The organism is Roseateles sp. GW821-FHT09H10, from assembly GCF_059415865.1.
This window is the reverse complement of sequence record NZ_JBWKOB010000002.1, coordinates 114,377-132,705: the sequence shown is the minus strand read 5'-3', so window position 1 is coordinate 132,705 and position 18,329 is coordinate 114,377. Positions and strand designations below refer to the sequence as shown.

12 protein-coding genes are annotated in these 18,329 nt (G+C 69.1%); 7 read left to right on the top strand and 5 right to left on the bottom strand.

Going from position 1 to position 18,329, the window contains the following annotated elements; all coding sequences use genetic code 11:
* Positions 1-102: 102 nt before the first annotated feature.
* The gene (locus tag AC07OY_RS08440; RefSeq protein WP_495042108.1) at positions 103-1,104 is read left to right on the top strand and encodes a LacI family DNA-binding transcriptional regulator; all 1,002 of its coding nucleotides are present in this window, start codon (positions 103-105) and stop codon (positions 1,102-1,104) included.
* 14 nt (positions 1,105-1,118) lie between these two features.
* On the opposite strand, the gene AC07OY_RS08435 is transcribed toward AC07OY_RS08440, so the two are convergent.
* Positions 1,119-2,114, bottom strand: coding sequence for a LacI family DNA-binding transcriptional regulator (locus AC07OY_RS08435; protein ID WP_495042107.1), 996 nt, complete (start codon positions 2,112-2,114; stop codon positions 1,119-1,121).
* A 67-nt stretch (positions 2,115-2,181) separates the two neighbouring features.
* Between AC07OY_RS08435 and AC07OY_RS08430 the strand changes: the two genes are divergently transcribed.
* Genes AC07OY_RS08430 through AC07OY_RS08410 form a run of 5 tightly spaced genes read left to right on the top strand, consistent with a single transcriptional unit; the run spans position 2,182 to position 9,172 of the window.
* Positions 2,182-3,984 (top strand): hypothetical protein, encoded by a 1,803-nt coding sequence (locus AC07OY_RS08430; protein ID WP_495042106.1) that lies wholly within the window; start codon positions 2,182-2,184, stop codon positions 3,982-3,984.
* Between the two features lie 34 nt (positions 3,985-4,018).
* Positions 4,019-6,436, top strand: coding sequence for a TonB-dependent receptor (locus AC07OY_RS08425; protein WP_495042105.1), 2,418 nt, complete (start codon positions 4,019-4,021; stop codon positions 6,434-6,436).
* A 5-nt stretch (positions 6,437-6,441) separates the two neighbouring features.
* The gene (kduD, locus tag AC07OY_RS08420) at positions 6,442-7,203 is read left to right on the top strand and encodes a 2-dehydro-3-deoxy-D-gluconate 5-dehydrogenase KduD (protein WP_495042104.1); all 762 of its coding nucleotides are present in this window, start codon (positions 6,442-6,444) and stop codon (positions 7,201-7,203) included.
* A 7-nt stretch (positions 7,204-7,210) separates the two neighbouring features.
* A complete protein-coding gene (locus AC07OY_RS08415) occupies positions 7,211-7,888 on the top strand; it encodes an IclR family transcriptional regulator (RefSeq protein ID WP_495042103.1) in 678 nt (225 codons plus the stop codon).
* A 30-nt stretch (positions 7,889-7,918) separates the two neighbouring features.
* Complete coding sequence (locus AC07OY_RS08410; RefSeq protein WP_495042102.1) at positions 7,919-9,172, top strand: GDSL-type esterase/lipase family protein; 1,254 nt, start codon at positions 7,919-7,921, stop codon at positions 9,170-9,172.
* On the opposite strand, the gene AC07OY_RS08405 is transcribed toward AC07OY_RS08410, so the two are convergent.
* From AC07OY_RS08405 to AC07OY_RS08390, 4 genes are all read right to left on the bottom strand, one after another.
* Positions 9,159-9,869, bottom strand: a complete 711-nt coding sequence (locus AC07OY_RS08405) for a ribonuclease activity regulator RraA (protein ID WP_495043516.1) — start codon at positions 9,867-9,869, stop codon at positions 9,159-9,161. The genes AC07OY_RS08410 and AC07OY_RS08405 overlap by 14 nt on opposite strands.
* A 157-nt stretch (positions 9,870-10,026) precedes the next feature.
* A complete protein-coding gene (araD, locus tag AC07OY_RS08400; protein ID WP_495042101.1) occupies positions 10,027-11,751 on the bottom strand; it encodes an L-arabinonate dehydratase in 1,725 nt (574 codons plus the stop codon).
* Positions 11,748-12,770 carry an aldose epimerase family protein gene (locus tag AC07OY_RS08395; protein ID WP_495042100.1) on the bottom strand — a complete coding sequence of 341 codons (1,023 nt, stop codon included), beginning with the start codon at positions 12,768-12,770 and terminating at the stop codon, positions 11,748-11,750. Before AC07OY_RS08395 ends, araD begins: the two co-directional genes overlap by 4 nt.
* Positions 12,767-14,383: a glycoside hydrolase family 43 protein gene (locus tag AC07OY_RS08390; protein WP_495042099.1), complete on the bottom strand. Its 1,617-nt coding sequence runs from the start codon at positions 14,381-14,383 to the stop codon at positions 12,767-12,769. Before AC07OY_RS08390 ends, AC07OY_RS08395 begins: the two co-directional genes overlap by 4 nt.
* A gap of 164 nt (positions 14,384-14,547) precedes the next feature.
* On the opposite strand from AC07OY_RS08390, the gene AC07OY_RS08385 reads away from it, so the two are divergent.
* On the top strand, positions 14,548-18,288 hold the full coding sequence (locus AC07OY_RS08385; RefSeq protein WP_495042098.1) for a glycosyl hydrolase family 8: 3,741 nt from the start codon (positions 14,548-14,550) through the stop codon (positions 18,286-18,288).
* Positions 18,289-18,329 lie beyond the last annotated feature (41 nt).

Here is an 18,329-nt window from a genome sequence, read left to right as displayed (position 1 = left end):
GTAAACAGCGAGTCGTCTAGAGAAAACCCTGGCTACAAAGGCGTGAAACTGGCTTCCATTTCTTGCTCCGCTCACTATCATTCAGTTAAACGCTTTACTGAGATGACCAAAAAACGACTCCCCACCCTCCGTGACGTGGCCGAAGCCGCCGGCGTCTCCGTGGCCACGGTCTCCAAGTACTGCAGCGGCGGCCAGCGCTTCTCCGCAGCCGTCGAGGCCGCCATCCAGGCCGCCATCGACAGCCTGGGCTACCGCACCAACCACCTCGCCCGCTCCATCGCGACGGGCCGCAGCGGCACGGTCGGCCTGGTGGTGCTGGACCTGGGCAACCCGCACTTCACCGGCATCGTCAAGGGCGCCAGCCGCGTGGCCCAGGCCAATGACTACAGCATGGCCTTCGTCGACACGGCCGAGAGCCAGGCGCCGGAGCGGCATCTGGTCGAGACGCTGTCGCGGCGCGTCGACGGCCTCGTCGTCAGCTCACGCCTGGCCGACGAATCCATCGAGTGGCTGAAGGCCCTGGGCAAGCCCGTCGTCTTCTTCGGCCGCTACGGGCATGGCGGCGTGCACAGCGTCGGCGCCGACGGCTATCTGGCCGGGCTGATGATCGGCCGCCACCTGATGTCGCTGGAGCACCAGCGCGTGACCTATGTGGGCTTCCCGTCCTCGCGCTGGAATGCGGAGCGCATACGCGGCCTGGGCGACGCGCTGGCCGAGAAGGGCCGCAGGCTGGAGGTGCTGGACATCGACGCGCCGTCGCCCGAGGCCGGCGAATCGGCCGCGTCGCGCCTGCTGCTGGGCGGCCAGCGGCCCGATGCCATCGTCACCTACAACGACCTGATCGCGCTGGGCCTGATGAACGAAGCGCGAGCCCTGGGCGTCAGCATCCCGCGCGACGTCTCCATCGCCAGCTTCGACGACATCGCCTATGGCCGCTACACCAGCCCGACGCTGACCTCGGTGGCGATGAACAGTGAGCAGATGGGCGAGGTGGCGATGCAACGCCTGCTGCAGCTCATCAACGACGAGCTGGACTCGCCCTTCGACGAAGTGCTCGCGCCGCGCCTGGTCGTGCGCGAATCCACCAGCCGGCGAGCGTCATGAACGCCCGCTATCCATCAGGCGGCGGCTCGGGTCGAGCCCCGCACGACGAGTCGCGGCGTCATGTCGTGCGCGCGCGCCGGTGCGGCCTCGCCGTCGATGGCCGCGATGAGGTCGCGCATGGCCCATTCACCGAGGGCGTCGGCATGCAGGTCGACGCTGGTCAACGGCGGGCTCAGGAAGCGGCCGAAGGGCATGTTCTCGATGCCGGCGACCGACACATCCTGAGGCACCGTCAGGCCCAGATGCCGCGCCTCGGAGATCAGGCCCATGGCAATCAGGTCATTGCAGGTCGCGATCGCTTGCGGCCGCTTCTGGCCCAGCAGCAGGCTGGAGGCCAGCCTGGCGCCGTCCTCGGCCGTCGGGTTCACCACCTGGTGCACGGCCAGCTCGATGCCGGCGGCCTGCAGCGAACGCTTCATGCCCAGCAGGCGCTCGGCATTGCCGGGCTGGGCCTCGCAGGCGATGTAGGCGATGTCGCGGTGGCCCAGGCTCAGCAGATAGCGGCCCAGCATGGCCGCGGCCTGCTCGTCGCCACTGGGGGCCTGCGAGGGTTCGCTGGCGCGGCCCAGGTCCACGAAGGGCCGGCCATAGCTGGCCAGCAGCTTGCGCGCGGCGGTCGGCAGCGCGGCGGCCAGCACGATGCCGTCCACCTGCATGCCGGTCACGCGGGCCAGCTCGCGCTCGGGCGACTCGCTCTGCAGCAGGTCGACGAAGAGCAGGTCATAGCCCAGGGCCGTGGCCGCGCGGCTGGCGCCTTTGATGACGGCGGCCGTGTAGGGGTTCTCCACGCCGTAGACCAGGGCCGCGATGGCGCCCGAGCGGCCCGTGACCATGCTGCGCGCCGCCAGGTTGGAGCGGTAGCCCACCTTCTCGATGGCCTCGGCGATGCGGGTCTCGACGGCGGGTGTGAAGCGCTGCTTGCCATTGACGTATTTGGACACCGCCGCCGTCGACACCCCGGCCAGCTCGGCGACATCGCGCAGGGTGGCGGGGGATTTGGTGGAGGACACGATGGGCTTGTGGGCGGCGCTGGAATGGCGCGGATTCTCTACCAAGGGCAGAGCGACCGGAGCCGCCATGCCAGCTGATCGCTACGAGCCGCCGCTCAAGGGCACGCCGCTGAACGCGCTGGTGCGCGAGCAGCTGCTGCCCCAGCTGGCCAGCTACTTCGCTTTGCTGGACGCCGATGGCATCGACACCCGCTTCAACGGCGCGCCGGTGTTCGGCCAGGGCGATGTCTTCCTGCCCGGCAAGGTCGCCATTGCGCTGGCGCACCTGCTGACGCTGACGCCGCGCGACGACCCGTCGTTTGCCGGCACGCTGGCCGGCAGCCGCCGCCTGATGGCCCTGATCAGCCAGATGCGCATCGACAGCTGGGGCATCTATTACGCGCTGATGGCGCTGAACCGCCTGCGCAAGGCCGGGCTGCTGGACGCGGCCGTCGACGCCGAAAGCCTCGCGCGTTTTCGCGCGGGCCTGGACTGGCGCCTTTTCGTCGACGCGAAGACGCTGCGGCTCAAAGCCCTGCCGACCAACTACTACGGCGTGGCCTTCGGCATCGCGCGGCTGCGCATGCTGATGGGCTGGGAGGACGCCAGCGCCGGCGAAGCCCTGCTGGCCAAGACGCTGGACCATTACGAGCGCTACTCCGGCGAGTTCGGCTTCTCCGACGAGACCGAAGGCGAAGGCCGCTTCGACCGCTACAGCATCCTGCTCGCCGCCGAGTTCTGCGAGCGCTTCATCGAGACCGAGCTGCCTGTCACGCCGCAGCTCAAGACCCTGCTGGCCCAGTCGGCCCAGCTCGCCCTGCAATGCGCCAGCTCGGGCGGCGACGGCTTCGGCTTCGGCCGCAGCATCGGACCCTATGGCGACACCGGCGTCGTCGAGATCCTCGCGACGGCGGCGCGCCTGGGCGTGCTCGATGCCGAGGAGGTCAGCCACGCCTATGCCTTCTGCGTGCGCGCGGCGGCCAAATACGTCGACTTCTGGTTCGACCCGGCGCTGAACTCGGTCAATCTCTGGAAGCACGGCCGCAGCACCGACGGCTACCGCGGCCCGCACCGCATGCTGGGGGAGAACTTCTCCATCATCCACCAGCTGCTGTCGACCTGCGAGCTGTGGGATGAGATCGGCATGGCCGACCAGGTGCCGCCGGCGGACCTCGCCGCCTGGCTCGAGCGCCGCCAGCCCGACTTCAAGCTGAACTGGTTCGCCCGCGGCACCTACGACCGCGCGCTGGTGACGCGGCGCGACCGGGGCCTGGTCTTCACGCTGCCGCTGATCAACGGCGGTGCGGGCCAGCACGACAACGCACCCTACTACCCCATCCCCTTCTCGCCGCGCCTCATCGAGGGCCGGCCCGAGAGCGGCGCCGCCCATGCCCAGCTGCTGCCCCGCCTCGTGCTGGCCGACGGCAGCCTGCTGCTGCCGACCTCCTTCATCGCCGACATCAAGACCTGGCGCGATGGCGACGACCATGTCGTCAGCTACAGCCAGCCCGGCCTGAACCGCGTTGGCGGCCGCCAGCCCGTGCTCGATACCCGCGTGACGCTGACGACCGAGTACCGCTTCGGCCCCGGCCGCATCAGCCGCACCGACGTGCTGCGTCCCTCGGCGGCGCTGGACATCGTCGCCTTGAGCCTGGAGTTCGCCTGCTTCTCGTCGGGCGCCGCCACCGAGGGCATGGGCGTGGCCTTCGATGCCGGGGTCGTCGCGCGCTTCGAGGCCGAAGGCTATGAGCGCCTGGACGTGCAGGAGCCACCCACCAGCGTCCTGCGCGGCCTGACCAGCGGGCCCTCGCGCACGCATCTGCACTTCTCGGGAACGGCCCCACAGAGGGCCGCCCCACTTCAAGTCCGGTGGACGCTGAGCTACCGGTAGCCAACCCAAACCATCAATAAGACGGAGACAGGCAATGAACGAGGTCACAACCGGGCGCCTGACGCCCATCGCCGCCGCCCTGCTGCTGCTGTCGGCCCAGGCCGCGCTGGCGCAGGAGGCGGCCAAGCCCAAGGCCGATGCCGAGCCGGCGAAGAACCAGCTGGAGCGCGTCGAGGTCACGGCCAACAAGCGCGTGGAGAAGCTGGAGAACGTGCCCCTGGCCATCTCGGTCTTCACCAGCGAGCGGCTGGAGCGCAGCAATGTGCGCTCGCTGGAAGACGTCATCGAGCTGACGCCGGCTCTGAGCGTCACCTATGGCACGACGCCGGCCAACAACGGCCTGAACATGCGCGGCATCGGCACCTCGTCCATCGGCATCGGCGTCGAGTCGGACGTGTCCGTCATCATCGACGACGTGCCCATGGGCGCCCAGTTCATGGCCTTCAAGGACCTGGCCGACGTGCAGCGCGTCGAGGTGCTGAAGGGCCCGCAGAGCACGCTGTTCGGCAAGAGCGCCATCGCCGGCGCCATGCTGATCACGACCAAGCCCATCGGCAGCGCCATCCGTGGCGACGCCAGCGCCTATGTCACCAGCGATGGCGAGGAGAGGCTGCGCTTCTCGGTCGGCGGCGAGATCGCGCCCAAGCTCGGCCTGCGCGTCGCGGCCGCGGCCAGCCAGTTCGACGGCAACCTGAACAACCTCAGCACCGGCAAGAAGGTCAACGGCAGCCGCGACCGCACGCTGATGATGAAGCTGGCCTGGCATCCGACGGAGGACCTCGACGTCGAGTTCACGCCGACCTACAACAAGACCCGCAACGACTGCTGCACCTTCGCGCTGACCAGCTTCGGCACCAACAACCAGCTGGCCGGCTACCAGAACGGCGTCCAAGCCCTGCCGGCCACGCTGCTGCTGGCGGGCATCACGCCCGGCCCCACCAACCGCGACATCCGCATGGACTCGCCCACCGGCATCGAGTCCGAGATCAAGGGCGCTTCGCTGCGGGTCAACTGGGCCATGCCCAATGGCATGACGCTGACCTCCATCACCTCGGGCCAGCGCTACACGGCCAGCGACTACCGTGACCAGGACTTCACCGACGTCCACACGCTGCTGTACTACCCCATCACCGCCGGCAAGCCGACGGTGGGCCGGGATTCGGGCTACACGCAATACGGCAACTACCAGATCGACTCCAAGACTCAGGAGCTGCGCCTGACGTCGGCAGACCAGGGCAGCTTCCGCTACGTGGCCGGCCTCTGGTGGGCCAGCAACACCATCGACCGCTTCTTCAATCGCGGCTTCGATGGCATCGCGCTGTCCACGCCCATCGCCTATGTCGGCGACACCAGCAACCGCAACACCGCCATCTATGGCCAGGCCACCTGGGAGTTCCTGCCGCAGACGACGCTGGTGGCCGGCCTGCGCCAGAACCGCCAGGTCTCGGGCTATTCGCTGACGCTGAGCAACCCGCTGCCGGCCGTCTTCACGCCCACGGCCACCTATTCCAGCCGCGGCAACAAGGAGGACTCGACGACCGGCAAGCTCAGCCTGCAGCGCCAGTTCACGCCCGGGCTGATGGGCTATGTGATGACCTCGACGGGCTACAAGGGCAAGGCCTATGACATCACCAGCGGCCTGACAGCCGCGACGGCCGCCCAGCAGCCGGTGGCGTCCGAATCGGCCAAGCACTACGAGCTGGGCGCCAAGGGCAACTTCTTCGGCAACCGCCTGACGATGAACCTGGCCGTCTTCAACACCAAGTTCAAGGACTACCAGCAGAACTCCGGCAGCTTCCTGCCCGGCACGTCGACCTATGTGACGCGGTTGAACAGCATCGGCGGCGTACAGACGCGCGGCGTGGAACTGGACATCGCGGCCCTGGTCACGCCCAACTTCATCGTCAACGCCGACATCGCCTACACGCGGGCCACCGTGACCGACTGGCCCAACGCGCCTTGCTACAACGTGGCGGGCTCGCCCAACGGCGGCTTCAACCTGGAGTGCGTGCGCGCCAACCCCATCTACGGTGGCCAGAACACCCAGGACGTGAGCGGCGGCTCCATGCCCAATGCGCCGAAATGGAAGGTCGGCATGTCGGGCCGCTATGACTTCGCGCTGACGGACGCGCCCTTCAACCTCTTCTTCAGCGGCAACCTGCGCAAGCGCACCGCGGTGCTGACCAATATCAACCAGGACCCGACGCTGGCCTCGCCGGGTTTCACCATCGTCAACATCGGCTTTGGCCTGAAGGACAAGGCCGGCAAGTACCAGCTGGGCTTCTACGTCAACAACCTCTTCGACCACCACTACGCCAACACCGGCTACAGCGGCCTGGGCACCTGGCGCGTCAACCCGACCAACAGCGGCTCCTCGTATGCGCACACGACGTGGACGCCGGCCCGCGACGCCTTCAGCTACTCGGCGGTGCGCCTGGATGTGAAGTTCTGAGCGCCATGAACGCCTCAGCAGTATTCAGCCTGGAAGGGCGCACGGCCGTGGTCAGCGGCTGCAACACGGGCCTGGGCCGCGCGATGGCGCTGGCCCTGGCCGAGGCGGGGGCCGACATCGTCGGCCTGAACCGCAGCGAGGCCGCGGGCCTCGCGGACGAGATCGCCCGCTGCGGCCGGCGCTTCCTGGACCTGCGCGCCGACCTGGCCGACAGCCCTGCCGCCGACCTGATCGAGCAGGCCGCGGCTCTGAGCGGCCGCGTCGACATCCTCGTCAACAATGCCGGCATCATCCGGCGCCGCAGCGCGCTGGAGTTCAGCGAGACCGACTGGGACGACGTCGTCGACCTGAACCTGCGCGCCGTCTTCCAGCTCAGCCAGGCGGCTGCGCGCCGCTTCATGGACCAGGGCGGCGGCGGCAAGATCATCAACGTCGCTTCCATGCTGAGCTTCCAGGGCGGGCTGCGCGTGGCCTCCTACACGGCCAGCAAGAGCGGCGTGCTTGGCCTCACGCGCGCCCTGGCCAATGAATGGGCGCCGCTGGGCATCAACGTCAACGCCATCGCGCCCGGCTATATGAGCACCAACAACACGGCCGAGCTGCGCGCCGACAGCGAGCGCAACGAGGCCATCCTCGGCCGCATCCCGGCCGGCCGCTGGGGCCGGCCCGAGGACCTGTCGGGGGCCGTTGTCTTCCTGGCTTCGCGCGCCGCCGACTATGTGCATGGCCACACCCTGGCCGTCGACGGCGGCTGGCTGGCGCGCTGAGGCAGCCATGTCCGCCAAGGATTCCATCGGTGCCGTGCACCAGGTGTTCGCGCTGCTGGAAGCCATCGGCCAGCACGGCGCGGCGACGCTGGCCGAGCTGGCGCAAGGCATTGGCCTGGCGCCGCATGCCGCGCAGCGCCTGCTGCGGACCATGGCCGCCCTGGGCTATGTGGCCGAGCGCGAAGGCGTCTGGCGGCTGACCGTGCGCACCTTCGAACTCGGCGCGCGTGCGCTGCAACTGCCCGAGCTCGTGGATGCCGCCAAGCCCGCCATGCGCGCCGTCGCCGACGCCCTCGGCGAGGCCGTGCAGCTGGGGGCGCTGGAGGAGGGCGAGGTCATCTGCCTGCACAAGATCGACTCCACCCAGCCTCTGGGCCTGTCCCTGCCCATCGGCCAGCGCCTGCCCTTGCGGAGTTCGGCCATCGGCCAGGCGCTGCTGGCCTGGGGCGGCGACGACGCGGAGTTCGCCCACATCCGCCTGCGTGGCTTCAGCGAGCAGCGGGCCCTGCAGGTGCACAGCATCGCCACGCCCATCCTTGACTGTCGCGGCCGGGCGATTGCCGGCCTGGCCGTGCATGTGCCGGCGGCGCGCTTCAATGCCAGCACCACCGCTCGCCTGGCCAGTCAGCTGCGCGCTGCGAGTGGCGCCATCTCACAAGGCTTGGGCTGGGGATCGCCCGGATGACATTCAAAATGGTCGCGCTACCATTTTCGAATGACCAAGTCGTTGATAGCAGGCCTGCTCGCGGCCGCCTTGTTGCTGGCCGGCTGCGCGAGCGCGCCGCGCGGCGACGGACCTTGGCTGGCTGCCTGGGGTAGCGCCCAGCTGGAGCAGGCGCCAGCCGCCAACGCTGCGGCGCCGTGGCGCCAACCCATGCGCGACGTCAGCCTGCGCCAGATCGTGCGTGTGGACGCCGCGGGCCCGGTCTTGCGGGTGCGCATCAGCAATCTCTTCGGCGCCGAGCCGCTCAGCCTGGGTGCCGTCACCGTGGCCCTGGCCGATGGCGTGGCGGTGAATGCGTCCAGCCTGCGCTCGCTGAGCTTTGGCGGCCTGCGCGGCGTCGTTGTGCCGGCGCGTGCCGAGATCTGGAGCGATGCCCTCGAGTTCGCCGTGCCGCGTCAGGCCGATATCGCCGTGCAGATGCATGTGCAGGCGGGGCCAGCCGTCGCCACGGTGCATCCGGGTTCGCGCATCCGCAGCTGGGCAGCACCGGGCAACCGCGTCGGCCTGGCGGAATGGCCGGATGCAGCGGCCCAGGAGGGCTGGTGGCATCTGGCCGCCCTCGATGTGCGGGCGGCCCGGCCGACGCCGGTGCTGGTCGCGACGGGTGACTCCATCACCGACGGCTATGGCGTGCCCTCGGGCAGCTACCAGCGCTGGACGGACGGGCTGTCGCGCCGCCTGATGGTGGAGAAGCGCGACGTGGCCGTTGTCAACACCGGCATCGGCGGTGGCCGGCTGCTGCGCGATGGCCTCGGGCCGAATCTCGTGTCGCGCTTCGAGCGCGATGTGCTGGCGCGCAGTGGGGCCACCCATGCTGTCGTGCTGATCGGCGTCAATGACTTCGGCGTCAGCCATCGGGGCCGGCTGACGACGCCGGAGGCGCGCGCGGCGCTGCTGGCCGAACTGAAGGCCGGTTTCACGGATCTGGCGCAACGTGCCCGTGCGCGCGGTGTCTGCCTGATCGCCTCCACCGTCATGCCCTATTCGGGCAGCGGCTACTACGCGCCGCAGGCCGAGAACGAGGCCGACCGCCAGGCCCTGAATGCCTGGCTGCGCGAGCCGGGGCGCTTCGACGCGCTGGTGGATTTCGACGCGTTGATGCGCGACCCGGCGCGGCCTGCGTATCTGCGTGCCGACGTCGACAACGATGGCCTGCATCCCTCGCTGGCCGGCTATCGCGCGATGGCCGCGGCCTTTCCTGTCGAGGTGCTCGACAGGCGCTGCCCGAAAGTCAGCGCCCCTTGAGCTGGCGCCAGGCCGCAAAGTCGGCGGCCACGTCGGCGTCGGTCGGCGGGTAGAGGCCCAGCACGCTGCGGCCGCCCATGACCTTGTCCTGCACATAGTCCTCGAACACCGTCATCTCGACGGCCTCGCTCGCGATCCCGTCGGCCAGATGGGCCGGGATGACGATGACACCCTCGGCGTCGCCGACGACGACATCGCCCGGGAAGACCGGCGCGTCGCCGCAGGCGATGGGCTCGTTGATGGCGATGGCCTGGTGCAGCGTCAGATTGGTCGGTGCGCTGGGGCGCGAGTGGTAGGCGGGAAAGGCGTACTTCGCGATGTCGGGGCTGTCGCGAAAGCCGCCGTCGGTGACGACACCGGCCACGCCGCGCACCATCAGCCTTGCAACCAGGATGCCACCGGCCGAGGCGGCGCGCGCATCCTTGCGGCTGTCGATGACCAGCACCGCGCCTTCAGGGCATTCCTCGACGGCCTTGCGCTGCGGATGGGCGCGGTCCTTGAAGACGCTGATGTCGTTCAGGTCTTCACGCGCCGGGATGTAGCGCAGCGTGTAGGCGGGGCCGACCATGTTGGGCAGGCCGGCGTTCAGCGGCAGCACGCCCTGGATGAACTGGTTGCGCAGGCCGCGCTTGAACAGGGCGGTGCACAGCGTGGCGGTGCTGACGCCCATCAGCCTGTTGCGGGTATCGGGATTCATGTTTCGCATGTCAGTCTCCATCGTGGCTGGCGGTATTTGCGGGCCGAGCGACGGGCCGCTCCCTAGCTGGCCCGCCCTGGCGATGTGCTTGCGGCTCGACGCCGCAAGCATCGCCGTCCCCTCGGGGGACCGGCCAAGGTAATCCTTGGACGAGGGGCTAATAAATCATCGGTTCGGGCACGGGGGCGCCGAACTGGGTTTCGAGGAAATCGAAGTCGCAGCCCTCATGGGCCTGCAGGATGTGGCGGCCGAACATCCAGCCATAGCCGCGCTCGTAGCGCGGCGGCGGCGGCGTCCACGCGGCGCGGCGGGCGGCCAGCTCCGCGTCGCCGACCTCGAGATGGATGGTCCGGGCCGGCACGTCGACGCTGATGCGGTCGCCCGTCTTCACCAGGGCCAGCGGGCCGCCGACAAAGGCCTCGGGGCTGCAGTGCAGCAGGCAGCCGCCATAGCTGGTGCCGCTCATGCGCGCGTCGGACAGGCGCAGCATGTCGGTCACACCTTGTTTGAGCAGCTTGGTGGGGATGGGCAGCATGCCCCACTCCGGCATGCCGGCGCCCTTGGGGCCGGCGTTGCGCAGCACCAGGATGTCGTCGCCGGTCACGTCGAGATCGGGGTCGTCGACCGCGGCCTTCAAGCTCGGGTAGTCGTCGAAGACCAGCGCGCGGCCGGTGTGCTGCAGCAGATGCGGTGCCACGGCGCTGGGCTTGATGACGACGCCGTCGGGCGCGAGATTGCCGCGCAGCACGGCCAGCGCGCCTTCGGCATAGATGGGCTTGTCCAGCGGGCGGATGACGTCGGCGTTGAAGACCTCGGCGCCCGCGATGTTGTCGGCCACCGTGCGGCCGTTGACGGTCTGCGCACCCAGGTCCAGCTTGTCGCGCATCACGTTCATCAGCGCCGGCAGGCCACCGGCGTAGAAGAAGTCCTCCATCAGATAGGCATCGCCGCTGGGCCGGATATTGGCGATGACGCTGACATGGCGGCTGGCCGCATCGAAGTCGTCCAGCGTGACGGCGAGGCCGGCGCGACGGCTGATGGCGACGAGGTGGATGATGGCGTTGGTGCTGCAGCCCATGGCCATGGCGACCGCAATCGCGTTGGCAAAGCTGCCCTGGCTCAGCATCTTCGCGGGCGTCAGGTCATCCCACACCATCTGCACGATGCGCCGTCCGCATTCGGCCGACATGCGGATGTGGTTGGCGTCCGGCGCCGGGATGCTGCTGGCCCCCGGCAGCGTGAAGCCCAGGGCCTCGGCAATGCCCATCATGGTGGCGGCCGTGCCCATGGTCATGCAGGTGCCGTGGCTGCGCGCGATGCCGGCTTCCATCTCGGCCCAGGCCTGGTCATCCAGCCGGCCGGCGCGGCGTTCGTCCCAGTACTTGAAGGCGTCGCTGCCCGAGCCCAGCACCTGGCCGCGCCAGTTGCCGCGCAGCATGGGGCCGGCCGGCAGATAGATGCAGGGCAGGCCCATGCTGAGGGCGCCCATCAGCAGCCCCGGCGTGGTCTTGTCGCAGCCGCCCATCAGCACGGCGCCGTCCACCGGATGGCTGCGCAGCAGCTCCTCGGTCTCCATCGCGAGGAAGTTGCGATAGAGCATGGAGGTCGGCTTGACCATGCTCTCGCTGAGGGAGATGGCCGGCAGCTCCAGCGGCCAGCCGCCGGCCTGGAGGATGCCGCGCTTGACGTCCTCCACCCGCTGCTTGAAGTGGGTGTGGCACTGGTTGGCATCGCTCCAGGTGTTGACGATGGCAATCACCGGTTTGCCGATGAAGTCCTCGGCGGCGTAGCCCATCTGCAGCACTCGGCTGCGGTGGCCGAAGCTGCGGAAATCGTCCTTGGCAAACCAGCGCGCGCTGCGCAGCTCATCAGCGGTCTTCATGAGCGATTCTTTCTGTTGTCGAACTCCAGCCGCATCCACCGTTGCAGATGCTGACCGGGCCTCAGCAGGCAGCCCTGGCCGCGCCAGACGGGATGGTTGGGTGCATCGGGAAAGAACTGCGGCTCCAGCGCGATGCCGGCATGGCGCTCGAACGGCAGGCCGTCGCGGCCGCGCGAGTTCTGCACGAAGTTGCCGCTGCAGACCTGCAGGCCGGGGTAGTCGGTGAAGAGGCGCATCGCCAGCCTCTCGTCGGTGGAGATCAGTTCGGCCGCTGCCCGCTCGCCGCGCGAGGCGGTGTCGTCGAGCACGAAGCAATGGTCGTAGCCGCTGCCCAGCCGCTGCTGCTCGCCCTGGCCCAGGCCGTCGCCGAGACGCCGTGCCTGGCGCAGGTCGAAGGCCGTGCCGTCCACGGCCGCGACCACGCCGGTCGGGATCATGTCCGGCCGCACCGGCAGCATGTGCGCCGCGGCGACATGCAGGCGATGGCCCAGCACCGGCGCCGTGCCGCCGTCGAGATTGAAGTAGGGGTGGCTGGTCAGGCTGACAGGGCAGGGCGCCGTCGTGCGGGCGCCGAAGCGCAGCGTGACGGCCGGCCGCGCGGGGTCGACCCGGTACTCGACCTCGGCATCGACGTCGCCCGGCCAGCCCTGGTCGCCGTGCGGCGAATGCAGGCCCAGGCGCAGATGCCAGGGTCCGTGGTCGACGACGGTCCAGAGGCGGCGATCAAAGCCATCGGGCCCGCCGTGAAGCTGGTTGGCGCCCTCGTTGGCGACCAGGCGGTGCTCCCGCCCGTCGAGCCTGAAGGAGGCCCCGCCGATGCGGTTGGCATAGCGGCCCACGACGGCGCCGAAGAAGCCGGGCTCGTGCAGATGGTCGTCGGGTGTCGCATGGCCCAGCACGACCTCGCGGCGGCTGCCGTCTGGCATGGGCACCAGGCAGGACAGCCAGCGCGCGCCGCAGTTGCTGACCTGGATCTGCAGGCCATCGGCTGCACCCAGGGTGTAGACCTCCATGCTCATCGCGGCAGATAGTCGAAGCTGCTGAAGTCGGCCGTGCGCGCGCCGCCGCTGGTGTCGAAGGCCAGCATGCCGACAAAGGCGCCGGTGAAGCTGCCGTGCTCGCCGCGACCGCCCTCGTCGGAGATGACGCTGGCGTCCAGCACCGGGCCGACGGGCTGCCAGCCCTGGCCCCAGTTGGCCGAGAACTGCAGGGCCTCACCGGCGATGTCGGCGGCCAGGCGCACCGGGCCGTCGGCCGGCAGCACCACGGCTTCGGCCAGCGGAAAGCTCAAGCGGTTGTCCGGCCAGTCGCCTGCGCAGGACAGCAGGCTCAGCACGCGGCCCATGCCCTCCTGCCAGGTCACGACGAGGGCGTGGAACTTGTGGCGGTTGTAGTAGTGGGTCAGGCCGGCGGCCTGCTGATAGCTTTCAGGCGCGAAGCTGGCGAGCGTCGTCTCGGCGCGCAGGCTGGCGTCTTCCTGGCGTCGGGCCACCAGGCTTTGCTCGAACCAGCTGCCGACCGACTCGCGGCCCGTCAGCCGCAGCGCGCCGCCGGTCAGCCGGAACAGGCGGTCAGGTTCTGGCGTGCGCAGCCATTGGAATTCGGCCGGCAGCGTGGGGCAATCGACAAAGCTGCAGCGCACGGCCTGGCGCGGCGCGGGGTCGACGCCGGTGGCAATGGAAAGAGGCGCCGGCACATCCACCGCCGGCACCATGCCGCCATGCTCGAGATACAGCCAGTCGTCATCGCCCCAGACGCAGCGCTGGATGGCCGTCTCGCGGCCGCGCGGCGAGCGCCGCGTGCCGGGCAGCGGGCGGCCACAGAGGTGGGCCAGATAGGTGGACCCGTCGGCCAGCTCGACGACCTGGCCATGGCCGGCGCGCTGCAGCGCCGCCTCGGGCGCGTCCTTGCTGCTGACGACATGCCGTTGCGGATGGGTTTCGTACGGGCCCTGCAGCGAGCGCGAGCGCGCCAGCGTCACCGCATGGCTGTAGCCCGTGCCGCCTTCGGCCGTGACCAGGTAGTACCAGCCCTTGCGCTTGAAGAGATGCGGTCCTTCGACCAGGCCCAGCGGCGTGCCCTTGTAGATGTTGGTGGCGGGGCCGACGAGCTTGCCGCTGCCGGCATCCCATTCCTGCAGCAGGATGCCGTCGAAAGCCGGCGCCTTGGGCTGGCCGCCGATGGAGCCGGTGCGGTGGTTCCAGAGCATGTTGAGGAACCATTTGCGGCCGTCGCCGTCATGGAAGAGCGAAGGATCGAAGCCCGAGGAGTTCACATGGACCGGATCGCTCCAGGGACCTTCGATGGATGGCGCCGTGACGATGTAGTTGTGCGCATCCTTGAAGTTGCCCTCGAAGCGCTTGACATCGGTATAGACCAGCCAGAACTGGCCGTCGGCATAGGAAAGGCAGGGCGCCCAGACGCCGCAGGAATCGGGGTTGCCGCGCAGGTCGAGCTGGCTCTTGCGGTTCAGCGGGCGGCCCACCAGGGTCCAGTTGACGAGGTCGCGCGAGTGATGGATCTGCACGCCCGGGTACCACTCGAAGGTCGAGGTGGCGATGTAGAAGTCGTCGCCGACGCGGCAAAAGGAGGGGTCCGGGTTGAAGCCGGGCAGCACGGGGTTGCGGATCATGGACGGCGCGCCGAGGAGCGGGTGAACCCGCTGCATGCAAACAAAAGATTGCGCTACCATAATTCAAAACAAGACTCTGCGCACTCATGGAAAACATTCCTGATTGCGTAACCATTCAAACCACAAGGGCGGTGCCGTTCGGCACCGGCCGGAGACATTCGGACATGGACTTCCGACGCCTGGCCTGGCTGGCCGCGATGCTGTGGTCGGCGCTGTGCGCGGCGCCTGCGAGCGCCTGCGAGGCGCCCGTCTCGACCTGCGCGCGCGACCCTGGCCGCGGCCTGGCCCTGGTGAAGGCGGGCCAGCCGGCCGCCGTCTATGTGGATGCCGGCGCCGATGCGGCCCTCAGGCATGCCAGCCGCAACTTCGCTGCCGACCTGGAGCGTGTCTCGGGCCGTCCGGCCGTGCTGCTGGATCGCCTGGCCGATGCCAAGGGCGAGGTCGTCGTCATCGGCGTCGCGGGCCGCAGCGCCGCCATCGACGAGCTGGCCAAGCGCGGCAAGCTCAAGCTCGACAGCCTGAAAGGCCAATGGGAGGCCTACACCCAGGCCGTCGTCGACCAGCCCTGGCCGGGCGTTGCGCGGGCCCTGGTCATCGCCGGCTCCGACCGCCGGGGCGCCGTGTTCGGTACCTATGACGTGTCGGCGCGCATCGGCGTCAGCCCCTGGGCCTGGTGGGCCGACGTGCCGGTCGAGAAGAAGCGCGATGTCTACCTCGCCGCCGGCATGCGCAGCGACCAGCCCGGCGTCAAATACCGCGGCATCTTCATCAACGACGAGGCGCCGGCACTCAGCACCTGGGCACAGGCGAAGTTCGGCGGCACCAACTCGGCCTTCTATGCCCATGTCTTCGAGCTGATCCTGCGCTTGAAGGGCAACTATCTGTGGCCCGCCATGTGGCAGCCGCGCGCCTTCAGCGCCGACGACCCGAAGAACATGGTGCTGGCCGATGAGATGGGCATCGTCATGGGCACCTCCCACCACGAGCCCATGATGCGGGCCCATGATGAATGGACCCGCTTCAAGGGCGGGCGCTGGGACCATGCGAAGAACGGCGAGAAGCTGCGCGAGTTCTGGCGCGGCGGCGCCCAGCGCATGATGGGCCGGCCCGACGGCAGCGCCTTCGACAGCCTCGTCACCATCGGCATGCGCGGCGATGGCGACGAGGCCATGAGCGAGGGCACGGCCATCGGCCTGCTGGAAGGCATCGTCAAGGACCAGCGTCAGATCCTGGCCGAGGTGACCAAGCAGCCGGCCGAAAAGACGCCGCAGATGTGGGCCCTCTACAAGGAGGTGCAGGACTACCACGACAAGGGCATGCAGGTGCCCGACGATGTGCTGCTGCTGTTCTGCGACGACAACTGGGGCCAGATCCGCCGCCTGCCGACGTCCGATGCCAAACGCAAGGGTGGCTATGGCGTGTACTACCACTTCGACTATGTCGGCGGGCCGCGCAACTACAAGTGGCTCAACACCAACCAGATCGAGAAGACCTGGCAGCAGATGAACCTGGCGCACGAGCGTGGGGCCGATGCGCTGTGGATCGTCAACGTCGGCGACATCAAGCCGATGGAGTTCCCGATTCATTTCTTCCTGGACATGGCCTGGTCGCCCCAGGCGATGACGCCGGCCGCGCTCGCGGCCTACCCGAAAGCCTGGGCGGCGCAGACCTTCGGGCCCGCGCAGGCGGCCGAGATCGGCGAGCTGGTGACGCGCTACAGCCAGTACGCGGCGCGGCGCAAGCCCGAGCTGATCGACCCGGACAGCTTCCGCCTGGGCCATGCGACGACCGACGCGCTGGACGGCGGCGACTTCGGCCGGCGCGTGGCCGAGTGGGCCGCACTCGAGGCGGGTGTCGCCAGGGTCAAGGCCGGGCTGCGCGCCGATCAGCTCGACGCCTATTTCCAGCTGGTCGAGCACCCGGTGCTGGCCCTGGCCAATCTCTATCGCCTGCACTATGCGGCGGCCTGGAACCGTAAGCTGGCGGCGGCCGGTGATGCGCGCGCCAATGTCTTTGCCGACCGCGCCGAGGCGGCCTTCGCGCGCGACCAGGCGATTGCCGACCAGTACCACGGCATCGCCGGTGGCAAATGGGCCGGCATGATGCTGCAGACCCATATCGGCTACACGAGCTGGCAGCAGCCGGACAGGAACATCATGCCGGCCGTCCTGCGGGTGACCGGCCGCGTGGACGCGGGCGACGTGGACAGGCAGCTGGCGCGTGGCGTACCGGCGCTGTCGAAGGCGATCACGATCGAAGCCCCGCGCTTCAGCCGCGCCGTCAACGGCCGCGGCCTGGCGTGGACGGCCATCCCCAACCTCGGCCAGAGCCTGGGCGCCGTGACGGCGTTGCCGCAAGGGCGCGCGGCAACGGCGCTGGCCGATGGCGTGAGGCTGGAGTACGACGTCGACACGGCCTTCAGCGGCGACGCCCTGCTCAGCCTGCACATGGTGCCGACGCTGGACACTCGCAATGCCGGCGGCATCCGCCTGGCCGTGGCCATCGACGAGCAGCCGGCGCAGGAGCTCAGGCTCAACCTCGTGCCCACGGCGGGCCCGGAGCTGAGCCGCGTCGAGAAGGACTGGGCCCAGGCCGTCAAGGACAACGACTTCGTGTTGAAGGCTTCGTTCAAGGGCCTGCAGCCGGGCAGGCATGTCATCAAGGTCTGGCGCCTGGATGACAACGCGGTGCTGCAGCAGCTGGTGCTGGCGCCGCTCGCGTCGATCACCGTCGCGCCGCGTGGTGCGGCAATCACCGGCCAGTACCGCAATCTGCTGCGTGAGATCAAGCCCGACATCAGCGAAGCGCAGATCGATGCCAAGCTGGCCGGCTATTGGAAGTCGCTGTTCGAAGGCGGCCCCGAGCAGCGCGTCGTCTACCCCGCCGCGGCAACGCCCGATGGCCCCGCCGCCTATGTGCTGGACGTCGGCAATGCCGATGTGCGCAGCGAAGGCATGTCCTACGGGATGATGATTGCGGTGCAGATGGGCCGCAAGGCCGAGTTCGACGCGCTGTGGAACTGGACCGCGACGCATATGCGCTATGCCTCCGGGCCGCGCCAAGGCTATTTCCGCTGGCAGTGCCAGCCAAGGGGCTGCGACAAGGACGCGGTGCCCGCTTCGGACGGCGAGGAATACTTCGCAACCGCCTTGCTGATGGCCGCCAGCCGCTGGGGCAATGGCCAGGGGCTGTACGACTACAACGCCCAGGCCCAGGCCCTGCTCAGCACCATGCTGCACAAGGAGGCCATGAACGGCGGCATCGTCGACGGCGTGCGCGCCATGTTCTCGCCGGACCGCGGCCAGGTCGTCTTCGTGCCGATCGGCGAGGCGGCCGACTTCAGCGACCCCTCCTACCACCTGCCGGCCTTCTACGAGATCTGGGCCCGCCGCGCGGCCAGGCCCGAGGACCGCAAGCGCTGGGCCGAGATCGCTGACATCAGCCGCGCCTATTTCTCCGTGGCCGCGCACCCCAGGACGGGCCTGACGCCCGACTACGCCGAGTTCGACGGCCGCCCGCGCGTGCACGAAGGCCATGAGGACTTCCGCTACGACGCCTTCCGCACGGCGGTGAACTGGAGCGTCGACCAGGCCTGGTGGGACAGGAACCCCGAGGCCGCGGGCCTGAGCCGCAGGCTGCTGGGCTTCTTCGCGTCACAGGGCCCCGATGGCAAGCCCTATCCACATCTCTACAAGCTGGACGGCAAGCCGCTGAACGACGAGCCTTCCAAGGGTCTCGTCGCCAGCAATGCGGTGGCGGCCCTACTCGTCGACAAGCCCCTGGGCGCGCGCTTCGTCAACGATCTCTGGGCCCTGGAGCCGCCGAGCGGCCAGTGGCGCTACTACGACGGGCTGCTGCAGTTCATGGCGATGCTGCATGTGACGGGGCGGTTCAGGGCGTGGTGAGGCGATGACGGCGGCCCGGCTGGCGGCCGCCGCCATCAAGG

Coding starts and splice junctions, on each gene's coding strand:
- AC07OY_RS08425 (WP_495042105.1), top strand. CDS start 4,019: ATGAACGAGGTCACAACCGGGCGCCTGACGCCCATCGCCGCCGCCCTG.
- AC07OY_RS08395 (WP_495042100.1), bottom strand. CDS start 12,770: ATGAGCATGGAGGTCTACACCCTGGGTGCAGCCGATGGCCTGCAGATC.
- AC07OY_RS08405 (WP_495043516.1), bottom strand. CDS start 9,869: ATGAATCCCGATACCCGCAACAGGCTGATGGGCGTCAGCACCGCCACG.
- kduD (WP_495042104.1), top strand. CDS start 6,442: ATGAACGCCTCAGCAGTATTCAGCCTGGAAGGGCGCACGGCCGTGGTC.
- AC07OY_RS08415 (WP_495042103.1), top strand. CDS start 7,211: ATGTCCGCCAAGGATTCCATCGGTGCCGTGCACCAGGTGTTCGCGCTG.
- AC07OY_RS08440 (WP_495042108.1), top strand. CDS start 103: ATGACCAAAAAACGACTCCCCACCCTCCGTGACGTGGCCGAAGCCGCC.
- AC07OY_RS08430 (WP_495042106.1), top strand. CDS start 2,182: ATGCCAGCTGATCGCTACGAGCCGCCGCTCAAGGGCACGCCGCTGAAC.
- AC07OY_RS08390 (WP_495042099.1), bottom strand. CDS start 14,383: ATGATCCGCAACCCCGTGCTGCCCGGCTTCAACCCGGACCCCTCCTTT.
- araD (WP_495042101.1), bottom strand. CDS start 11,751: ATGAAGACCGCTGATGAGCTGCGCAGCGCGCGCTGGTTTGCCAAGGAC.
- AC07OY_RS08410 (WP_495042102.1), top strand. CDS start 7,919: ATGACCAAGTCGTTGATAGCAGGCCTGCTCGCGGCCGCCTTGTTGCTG.
- AC07OY_RS08385 (WP_495042098.1), top strand. CDS start 14,548: ATGGACTTCCGACGCCTGGCCTGGCTGGCCGCGATGCTGTGGTCGGCG.